General features: G+C 72.2%; 5 protein-coding genes. All 5 read right to left on the minus strand.

Annotated features, from left to right (window positions below; all coding sequences use genetic code 11):
- Positions 1-36: 36 nt before the first annotated feature.
- Genes HNQ61_RS03395 through HNQ61_RS03415 form a run of 5 tightly spaced genes read right to left on the minus strand, consistent with a single transcriptional unit; the run spans position 37 to position 10,188 of the window.
- Entirely contained in the window at positions 37-1,038 is a 1,002-nt protein-coding gene (locus tag HNQ61_RS03395) for an ornithine carbamoyltransferase (RefSeq protein WP_170031844.1), read from the minus strand.
- Positions 1,035-2,303: a pyridoxal phosphate-dependent aminotransferase gene (locus HNQ61_RS03400; RefSeq protein WP_170031848.1), complete on the minus strand. Its 1,269-nt coding sequence runs from the start codon at positions 2,301-2,303 to the stop codon at positions 1,035-1,037. The genes HNQ61_RS03395 and HNQ61_RS03400 overlap by 4 nt, the downstream gene beginning before the upstream one ends.
- Before the next feature lie 47 nt (positions 2,304-2,350).
- A complete protein-coding gene (locus HNQ61_RS03405; RefSeq protein WP_170031851.1) occupies positions 2,351-4,126 on the minus strand; it encodes an ABC transporter ATP-binding protein in 1,776 nt (591 codons plus the stop codon).
- Complete coding sequence (locus tag HNQ61_RS03410; RefSeq protein WP_205761165.1) at positions 4,119-6,053, minus strand: ABC transporter ATP-binding protein; 1,935 nt, start codon at positions 6,051-6,053, stop codon at positions 4,119-4,121. Before HNQ61_RS03410 ends, HNQ61_RS03405 begins: the two co-directional genes overlap by 8 nt.
- Complete coding sequence (locus tag HNQ61_RS03415; RefSeq protein WP_170031854.1) at positions 6,037-10,188, minus strand: amino acid adenylation domain-containing protein; 4,152 nt, start codon at positions 10,186-10,188, stop codon at positions 6,037-6,039. Before HNQ61_RS03415 ends, HNQ61_RS03410 begins: the two co-directional genes overlap by 17 nt.
- Positions 10,189-10,190 lie beyond the last annotated feature (2 nt).

Consider the following 10,190-nt stretch of genomic DNA (forward strand, 5'->3'; position numbering starts at 1 on the left):
GGCAGTGCGCCGCCCCGGAAGGGGGGTGGCGCCGTGTCAGCCCTCATCCGCCACGCCCGCCCCGCACCACTCCATGACGCTCATGGCGCTCCACATCTTGTACTGCGCCTGCACCCAGGCCAGGCTGCGTTCCCCGTCCAGCACCTCATCGTCCACGTCCTCGTTGCGCACGGCGGGCAGGTCGTGCATGAACACCGCGCCCGGCGCCGACACGCGCTCCGCCAGCGCCCGCGTGACGCGGAACGGGGCGAACCGCGTCTTCCACTCCGGGTCCGGCTTGCTCACCCCCATCTCCTGCCAGCGGCTGGTGTAGACCACGTCGAAGCCCGCCTCCAGCCCGTCCGCGTCGTGCGTCTGCTGCACCACGGCGCCGGACGCCGCCGCCAGCTCGAGCGCCTTTGCCAGCACCCGCGGGTCCAGCCCGTATCCCTCCGGCGCGGCCACCACCAGGCGCGTGCCCGGAATGCGGCTCATGGCCAGCGCCAGCGACGCGGCCGTGCGGTTGCCCTCGCCCAGGTACAGGACGGACAAGCCTTCCAGCCGCCCGAAGTGCTCCAGCATGCTGCTCAGGTCCGTCAGCGCCTGCGTGGGGTGCTCGTCGGAGCTGAGCGCGTTGATCACCGACATGGACGGGTGCGCGGCGAACGCCTGCATCTCGGCCACGCTCTCGTTGGTGCGCATCACCAGCACGTCCAGGTAGCCGGCCAGGGTGCGCGCGGTGTCGCCCAGCGACTCGCCCGTGTTGGTCTGCAGCTCGGTGCTGCCAAAGGCCACCGTCGTGGCCCCCAGCCGGCCGGCGCCCACCAGAAAGCCGGTGCGGGTGCGGGTGGAGGTCTTGCGGAAGTACACGCCCACCGTGCGCCCGCGCAGCGTCTGCGGATCCGCATCGGACCGCTTGATGGCGACGGCGCGGCGGCACAGGTACAGCACCTCGTCCGCGGACAGGTCCAGAATGGACAGGACGTGGCGGCGGGGCGCTCCGCCGCCGCGCACCGCGATGGGGGGAATGGGAAGGATCCCGGTCTGCGTGTCGCTCATGCCATCACCTCCGTGCCCGTAGTGGCCAGCAGGCCGTTTTCCATCGCCAGTACCTCGATCAGTTCATCCACCAGGACGATTCCCCGCCGCGTGCGCTCCATGTTTTCCGTCCCCACCGACACCCGGATGAAGCCGTCGCACGAGTCGCCGTAGCCGATGCCCGGAACGGTGCTTACGCCGTGCGCCGTGAGCAGGCGGGTGCAGAACTCCTCCGACGACACCCCCGCGCGCCCGATGGAAACGAAGAAGTAGAAGGTGGAGTCGCCCGGCAGGTACGTCATGCCGCGCGCGTCCATGAAGGCGGCCAGCTCGGCGCGCCGGCGCACCACCTCGGCGATCTGCGGCCGGGTGATTTCCAGCACCTCGGCAAAGTGCCGCTCCAGGTAGTACTGCAGGATGGTGGGCGGGCAGGTGACCAGGTGCTGGTTGATCTTGAGCACCTCGTCGATCACCGTGGGCCGGCCGATCACGTATCCCAGGCGCCACCCCGACATGCCGTGGTTCTTTGACATGGAGTTGCAGATGAGGGTGTGGCGCTTTTCCGGGTCGCCCGCGCCCAGGGAGATGAACCGGCCTTCGGGGACGAAGTCGCTGTACGCCTCGTCGGACAGGATGAACAGCCCGTGCTCGTCCGCCAGCTCGTGCAGGTGCGCCAGCTCCTCCGCCGTCAGCAGCTTGCCCGACGGGTTGTTGGGGTTGTTGACGATGATGACCCGCGTCCGGGCGGTGATGAACTCGCCCAGGCGGAAGATCCCCGCGTCGTGCGGCACCATGACCGGCACGGCGTGGCAGAGCTTTACCTGCTCGGTGTAGCTCACCCAGGCCGGCTCCAGCACCATGGCCTCGTCGCCGGGGTTGAGGATGGCCATGAGCGACATGTGGATGGCGATCTTGCTCCCCGCGGTCACGAGGATTTCATCCGCCGGATCCACCGGCACGCCGTAGCGCTCGCCGTAGTAGGCGGCCAGGCGGCGGCGCAGCTCCGGCACGCCGCGCGAGTGCGAGTAGTGGTAGCCGTCCGGCATCGGCAGGTCGTCGAAGCGGAACAGCGGGATGTCGAAGAAGGCCTCGCCCAGGGACAGGACGATGACGTCCTCCCCCCGCGACTTCATGTCGTAGACGAGGTTGTTGTAGCGGATGCTGAGCGCCTGGGCGATGCCGCCCATGTGCTCCGCCGGCACCGGCCCCGCGTCCGCGGAGGCCGGGCGTGTCCCGAGCGCGGCGGCGAACCGCGGGGCCCGCGCGAGCGAAGGGTGAGGTTTCATGCTGTCGGCCCCTGAGGAGGAAAGGGAGTGGTTCGTGCGCGGCGCGGTCATGCGTACGACCTCGCCTGAAGCTGGTACAGTTCGGCGTACAGCCCGCCACGCAGCAGCAGCTCGTGGTGGGGCCCCAGCTCCGCCACGCCGCCGCCGTCGATGACCAGGATCAGGTCGGCCCCGCGGACGGTGCTGAAGCGGTGCGACACCAGCAGGGTCACCGCGCCGCGCGACGCGCCGGAGCGGGCTTCGTTCGTGTAGCGCTCAAAGAGCGCGTGTTCGGTCATGGCGTCCAGGCTGGCGGTGGGCTCGTCCAGAAACACCACCAGCGGGTCCTGCCGCATCAGCGCGCGGCCCAGCGCCAGCTTCTGCCACTGCCCGGTGGAAAGGTCCACGCCCCCCTCCCACCGCCCGCCCAGCTGCGACTCCGCGCCGTCCGGCAGCCGGGTGAGCACGTCGGCGGCGCCGGCCCGCTCCAGCGCTTCGCGGGCGGCGGCGCGGTCGTCCAGCCGGGGCAGGTGCCCCACGCCCACGGTGCGCTGCGCCGTCAGCTCGAAGCGCGCAAAGTCCTGGAACGCCGCGGAAAGCCGCTCGCGCCACGCGTCCACCCCGATGCCGGCCAGGTCCACGCCGTCCACCAGGATGCGGCCCTCCGTCGGCTCGTACATGCGGCACAGCAGCTTGACCAGCGTGGTCTTGCCCGCGCCGTTCTCCCCCACCAGCGCCACCACGCTCCCCGCGGGAATGCGGAACGACACGTCGCGCAGCGCCCAGCGGCCGGTGCCGGGGTAGCGGAAGGAGACGTTCTCAAAGACGATCCCTTCCGCGAGGCGCGCGGGGGCGGGGCGGTCTCCCCCGCGGCCGACGCCGCCGGCGTAGTCCTGCAGCCAGAGCAGGCGGCTGGCGGCGCGGAGGGCCTCGCCCAGGCGGGCCACCTTCCAGATGGGGTCCATGACCGCGCCGCGAACCTGCTGCGCCAGGTAGACGACCATCACCACCTCGCCCAGCGTGGCCCGGCCCTGCCCCGCGCGCCACAGCATCAGCAGCACGGCGCCCAGGTAGCCGGCCATGAAGACCAGCTCGCCCGCGCTGTTGAGCAGCGCGGCGCGGCGGTCGGCGGCGTGCGTTCCCCGCCACGACTCGCGCCAGGTGCGGCGGAAGCGGGACAGGATCTCCGCCTCCAGCCCGAACACGCGCAGCTCCATTCCCGCGTTGCGGTCCACCGTGAGCGCGCGCAGGTGGCGCGCCCGGCGGGTGGGCTCGGCGAAGCGGTCTTCCGCGTCGCGGTACCACCGCTGCTGCACGGTGGAGATGGGAATGACCGGGAGCGCAAAGGGCACCAGCAGCAGGAGCCAGGGGCTGGCAAAGGCCAGCGCCACCAGGGTGCCCACCCCCGCCACCACCGCGTTGGCGGTGTTGATGAGGGTGTTGAGCGAGTTGCCCAGCACGCCCTGCTTCTGCCGCAGCATCTCCAGCCGGTCCTGAATGTCGGGCCGCTCGTGGTGCTCCACCCCGGGCAGCTCCGACGTGAGCCGCGCGATCTCGCGGTCGAAGGCGAAGCCCACCCGCTCGGTGAGCCCGATGCGGATCCAGCTTCCCGTCCACAATCCCACGAACCAGAGCACGCGGGTGGCGGTGATCCCCGCCGCGCCGGCCGCCAGCATCCGCGCGTCGTGCCGCACCGCGCCGTCGGCCATCAGCTTGAGGCACCAGGCGAACAGGGCGAAGCGCAGAAAGCCCGCGGGTTCCAGCAGCAGCGCCAGCGAGCGCCAGCGGTCCGTGCGCCACGCCGTGCGCAGCAGAAGCCGCAGCGAGCGCCAGTGCTCACCCATGCTCCACCTCCCGCTCCGCCGCGTCCCCGTCCGGCGCCGCGGCAAACCGGTCCGCCTGCAGCGAGTACATGGTCGCGTACAATCCGCCCGCCTTCATGAGTTCGTCGTGCGTGCCGTCCTCGGCCACGCGGCCGCCGTCGACGACGACGATGCGGTCCGCCCGGCGCACGCTGCTGAGCCGGTGGGAGACCAGGATGGTGGTGATGCCGCGCGTCAGTTCCAGAAAGCGCTCGAACAGCTCCGTCTCCGCGCGCACGTCCAGGGCGGCGGTGGGCTCGTCCAGAATCAGCAGCCCCGCCCCGCCGCGCACCGCCGTGAGCGCCCGGGCCAGCGCCACGCGCTGCCACTGCCCGCCGGACAGATCTGCTCCATTCTGAAACTCGCGGGAAAGGACTGTATCCCATCCGCAGGAAAGTCGCTCAAGAAGCTCTTTTCCGCCAGCGTCCCTCAGCGCACCTTCCAGCGCGGCGGCGTCGTTCATCAATCCCAGGTGGCCGAAACCCACGTTTTCGCGCAGGGGCAGGCGGTAGCGCACGAAGTCCTGAAAGATGACGGCGATGCGACCGCGCGACTGCTGCGGCGTGCGTCCCCCGTCCAGCGTGATGCGCCCGCCGTCCGGCTCGTACAGCCCGCACAGCAGCTTGATGAGGGTGCTCTTGCCCGCCCCGTTCTCGCCCACCACGGCCAGCGACTGCCCGGCGGGAACGTCCAGCGTCAGCCCGTCCAGCGTGGGAAGCACGCGCCCCCGGTAGGTGAAGCGCACGCCGTCCAGCCGCAGCGCCACCGCCCCGCCCGCCGGCGCCGCGCGGACGCCGTCCATCGACCCCTCCGACGGCTCGCCGTCCGCCGCGGCGGCCGGGACCGCGCCGATCGATCCGGAGGGCATGCGGTGTCCCGGAAGGCGCTCGCGAAGGGCGGTCAGCCGCCCGGCCAGGTGCAGCGTCTGCGAGGTCCAGTTCTGCGCGTCGCCAATGAGTCCCAGGTCCGCCGTCGCCAGCACGGCCTGGGCAAAGACAAAGAGCCCGGCCAGCGCCACCTCGCCGCGGCTGGCGGCCATTCCCAGCGCGCCCAGCACCAGCGCGTGCGACACGCCCAGCGCCACGATGGCGGCGGCGTTCAGCCGGCGGCTGGCGCGGCGGTTGGCCCACAGCACCTCCAGCGCCTCCATCCACGCGTCGCCGTACTGGCCCACGGACCACCCGGCGAGCCCGAACACGCGGATCTCCTTGGCGGCGGCAGGCTCCACGGCCAGCGAACGCAGGTACTCCGACCGGCGCAGCCGCTCTGCCCCCGGGCCCGACTTGGCGCTCAGCCCGCGCTCCATGGCGGTGAGGTACACGCGGTTGGTGAGCTGCCAGGCGATGAACAGCACCAGCGGCGCCCACCAGCGGAACCCCAGCAGCACCGCGAACGCGCCCAGCCCGCGCAGCCGGGCGGTGACCACCCCCGCCAGCTGCGTCACGGGGCGCTGCAGCACGCCGCGCCGCTCCGCATCCTGCACCGCCTCCAGCTCGTTGGCCACGGCGGGGTCTTCCAGCGGGGCCACGCCGGGCGTTTCCAGCGTCATGCGCGCGACGGTGTGGTGCACCTCCAGCGCGAGGTCGGAATCCAGCACCCCGGCCTGCTGCGACATCACGTTGCCGCCGACGGCCAGCGCCGCCAGCCCGACGGCCAGCCCCGCCAGCGCCAGCAGCGCGGGCGTCCCGCCGGGGCCCTGAAGCCCGTCGCGGATCACGCCCGGAATGGCCTGGATCAGCGCGCCGGTGGTGAGCACCACCGCCGTGGGCAGCAGCCCCACCAGCGCCACGACGAGTCCAAAGAAGGCCACCCGCCAGCGGGACGCGCTCCACAGCAGCCCGCCCAGCGCGCGCCAGCGGGACAGGTCCATCATCCGCGGGGGCGCGGCGCGCTCAGCCTCGTGCGGCATCCGCCCCGCCTTCCGCCCGGCTCACCCGCGCCCGCGCCTGGGCGAGGGCCTCCGTGGCCTGCCGCGCCAGCACGCGCACGTGCGGCTCGGAGCCCAGGGTGACGTGCGCACCGGGAACGGGGCGCACCTCCACGTCCGGGGTGTGGCGGCACCACCCCATGGTGGTCTTTTCCTCTTCCGAGTAGGCGGAAAAGAACTCGATCCACCGCTCCTTGACGAAGCTGGCGCGGAACAGGGTCAGCGTGCCCTGGAAGGGCTCCGCCACGTAGCCGGCGCGGCTGCGGATGCGGGCATTGAGCGTCTCGTAGTTTTCGCGCAGCGACGATTCCTCGAAGTCCGCCGGCGCGGCGCCCTGTTCGCGGAGCTGCGCGGCCACGCGGCGCACCTGCTCGTCCACCGGCAGTCCCTCGAGCTCGTCGCGGCGCAGGGTGAACGGCTTGCGGCTCAGCGCGGCCACGTCGCTGGCGGAGCCCACGATCAGGTCCAGGTCGTCCGTCCACGGCCACGCGTGCACCAGCTCCGGCGACAGGGTGTCCAGCATCCCCATGAACGCCACCGTTTCCCCCGCGCGCTGCAGCTGAATGGCCATCTCGTACGCGACGAATCCGCCGAACGACCAGCCCAGCAGGTGGTACGGGCCCTCCGGCTGGACGGCACGCATGGCCTCCACGTGCTCGCGGGCGATCTGGGGGATGGGGCGCGACAGATCCTCGCCCACGTCGCGCAGGCCGTACACCGGCTGGTCCGGGCCCAGGTGGCGCACCAGGTTCACGTAGCCCGCCACGCTGCGGCCGGCCGGGTGCACGCAGAACAGCGGCGGCAGCGATCCGCCCGGCTGCATGGGGACGATGGCCTCCGGGGCGACCGGGGCGGCGGTGCGCTGCTGCTCCAGCGTTTCCGCCATGTGCCGCACCGTGCCGCCGGCGAACAGCGTGGCCAGCGGCAGGTCGCCGCCCAGGCGGCGGTTCACCAGCGCCACCAGGCGCAGGGCCAGGAACGAGTTGCCGCCCAGCTCAAAGAAGTTCTGCGTGGGCGCGATGTCGTCCACCTCCAGCACCTCTTCCCAGATCTGGAGCACCTGGGCCTCCACGAAGCTTTCCGGCTCGCCCGCGTCGCCCGCGCCCGCCGCGGCCCGCCCGTAGTCCGGCGCGGGAAGGGTGCGGCGGTCCAGCTTGCCGGTGGCGGTCTGCGGCAGCGACGCCATCACCACGAACGCGGCGGGAACCATGTACTCCGGCAGCTTTTCGCGCAGGTACTCGCGCAGCGCGGCGGGGTCGGCCGCGTCCGCCACGACGTACGCCACCAGCCGCTTGTCGCCCGGCCGGTCTTCGCGCAGCACCACCAGGACGTCGCGCACCTCGGGACGGCGCCGCAGCACCGCCTCGATCTCCCCCAGCTCCACGCGGTAGCCGCGCACCTTTACCTGGTTGTCGGTGCGGCCCAGGATCATGAGGTTGCCGTCCGCCTGCCAGCGCGCGCGGTCGCCCGTGCGGTACATGCGCTCGCCCGGCCTGTCGGTGAACGGATCGGGGACGAACTTTTCCGCCGTGAGCGCGGGGCGCCCCAGGTAGCCGCGCGCCACCCCCGCGCCGCCGATGTACAGCTCGCCCGGCAGCCCCAGCGGCACCGGCTCCATGTGTACGTCCAGCACCTGGAAGGTCAGGTTCTGGATGGCGCGGCCCACCGGCACCGGGCCCGACAGGTGCTTGCCCGTGGGAAGCACGTACGCCGAGCAGCCGACCACCGTCTCCGTGGGCCCGTACTCGTTCATCAGCCGCACCCCGGGCGCCTGCTCCTGCCACAGCACCGTGGGCTCGGCGGAAAGGAAGTCGGCGCCGATCACCAGCGTGCGCGCCGCGCCAGCCAGCTCCTCCGGCCGCAGCATGGTGTTCAGCAGCCCCAGGTGGATGGGGGTGATCTTGATGAGCCCGAAGCCCGGGCGCGCGCGGATGGCGCCGGCCAGCGCTTCCACCGGCGACTCTTCCGGCAGCAGGCGCACGGTGCGCCCGGCGAACAGGGGGAGGAGGTTGGTGACCGTCAGGTCCACCGCCATGGAGGAAAAGACGGGCGCGCCGTTGCCCCCGTCCGCGCCGTAGAAGCGGATGCCCCAGTGGATGTAGTTGGCCACCCCGCGGTGGTGCATGGCCACGCCCTTGGGCCGGCCGGTGCTGCCGGAGGTGTAGATGACGTAGCACAGGTTCTCGCTCGTGACGCCGCTTTCCACCGCCTCCGCGCTCTCGGTGCCGATGCGGTCCCACGCGGTGTCCACGGCGATCACGGCGACGGATTCGCGCGGGGGAATGCGGCCGCACAGCTTTTCCTGCGTCAGCAGCACGCCCACGCCGGAATCGTCCAGCAGGTAGGCGATGCGCTCCGCGGGGTGCGCGGGGTCCATGGGCACGTAGGCGCCGCCGGCCTTCATCACCCCCAGGATGCACACCAGCAGCTCCAGGCTGCGCTCCAGGCACACGCCCACGCGCACCTCCGGCCCCACGCCCATGCCGCGCAGGTGGCGGGCGAGCTGGTTGGCGCGCGCGTCCAGCTGCGCGTAGGTGAGCGATTCATCCCCGAAAGCGAGGGCGAGGGCGTCCGGCGTTTCCGCGGCCTGCGCCTCGAACAGCTGGTGGATGCAGCGGTCCGACGGGTAGCGGGCGGTGACGCGGTTCCATCCCACCAGCCGCTTGCGCTCTTCGCGGCTCATCAGGTTCAGGCGCGACACGCGGCGGTCGGGAAAGGCGGCCGCCTGCTCCAGCAGCCGCTCCAGGTGCTCCATCATCCGCGACGCCTTGCCCCGCTCGAACAGGTCGGTGCTGTACTGCAGGCCGCCGGTGATGCCCCCCGCGTGCGCGTGCAGCATCAGCGCGAGGTCCAGCTTGGCCGTATCCGCCTCGCGCGGCATCTGGTGCACCTGCACTCCGCCAAACGACGGCACGCCGCCCTCGCCCGCGGTGTCCAGCTGAAACAGGACCTGGAACAGGGTGGAGTGGCTGAGCGAGCGCTCCGGGCGCAGTTCGGCGATCACCCGTTCGAACGGCACGTCCTGGTGCTCGTAGCCGCCCAGCACCGTCTCGCGCACGCGGCCCACCAGTTCGCGAAAGGTGGGGTCGCCCGACATGTCGGTGCGCAGCACCAGCGTGTTCATGAAGAGGCCCACGACCTGCTCCACCTCGCTGCGGGTGCGCCCGGCGATGGGGGTGCCCACCACGATGTCGTCCGCGCCGCTGTATCGGCCCAGGAGAAGCTTGAAGCCGGCGAGCACCACCATGTACAGCGTGGCGCCCTCCGCGCGGGCCAGCTCGCGCAGCCGCTCCGCCGCGTCGGCGGAGACGTTGACGGGGACGCGCGCGCCGCGGAACGAGGGGAGCGGCGGGCGCGAGTGGTCCGCCGGCAGCTCCAGCAGCTCCGGCGCGCCCGCCAGCCGGTCGCGCCAGTAGCCCAGGTGCTTCGTTTCCGCGTCGCGCTGCGACTGGGCGCGCTGCCACACGGCCCAGTCGCCGTACTGCAGCAGCGGCTCCTTCAGCGGAGACGGATTGCCCCGCGACCAGGCGTCGTACAGCGTCCACGCCTCGTCCAGAATCAGCTGCAGGCTGCCGCCGTCGGTGACGATGTGGTGCACGCACAGGAGCAGGGCGTGGTCGCCGTCGCCCATGCGAACCAGGCGCGCGGCCAGCAGCGGGCCGCGCTCCAGGTCGAACACGCTTCCCGCCACCTCGCTCACGCGGGCGCGCAGCCGGGCGTCGCGCTCCGCCGCGTCCAGTTCCGAGAAGTCGTCGCCGGGAAGGGTGAAGCCGGCAAAGGGCGTCACCACCTGCCGGGCGATGCCGTCCACCTCGTGAAAGACGGTGCGCAGCGCCTCGTGCCGGCGAACCACCTCGCCCAGCGCGCGCTCCAGCGCCACGGCGTCCAGCGTGCCGTGCAGCCGCATTCCCGTGTAGATGTTGTACGCCGAGCCGCCCTGCCCCAGGCGGTGCAGAAACCACAGCCGCTCCTGGTCAAACGTCAGCGGAACCTCCACCCCCGGGGCGCGGGGCTCCACCACCGCCGCGCGGTGCAGTCCCGACAGGCGGGCCTCCAGCAGCGCGCGCTTGGCCGCGCTGAGCTCCGGCCGCGCGAGGTCCTTGTCCTGAATACTCACCG

Origin of the sequence: Longimicrobium terrae (genome assembly GCF_014202995.1) — a bacterium.
GTDB lineage: Bacteria > Gemmatimonadota > Gemmatimonadetes > Longimicrobiales > Longimicrobiaceae > Longimicrobium > Longimicrobium terrae.

Excerpts from the sequence above, each read along its gene's own strand:
- HNQ61_RS03410 (WP_205761165.1), bottom strand. The coding sequence starts at position 6,053 with ATGCCGCACGAGGCTGAGCGCGCCGCGCCCCCGCGGATGATGGACCTG.
- HNQ61_RS03400 (WP_170031848.1), bottom strand. The coding sequence starts at position 2,303 with ATGAAACCTCACCCTTCGCTCGCGCGGGCCCCGCGGTTCGCCGCCGCG.
- HNQ61_RS03395 (WP_170031844.1), bottom strand. The coding sequence starts at position 1,038 with ATGAGCGACACGCAGACCGGGATCCTTCCCATTCCCCCCATCGCGGTG.
- HNQ61_RS03405 (WP_170031851.1), bottom strand. The coding sequence starts at position 4,126 with ATGGGTGAGCACTGGCGCTCGCTGCGGCTTCTGCTGCGCACGGCGTGG.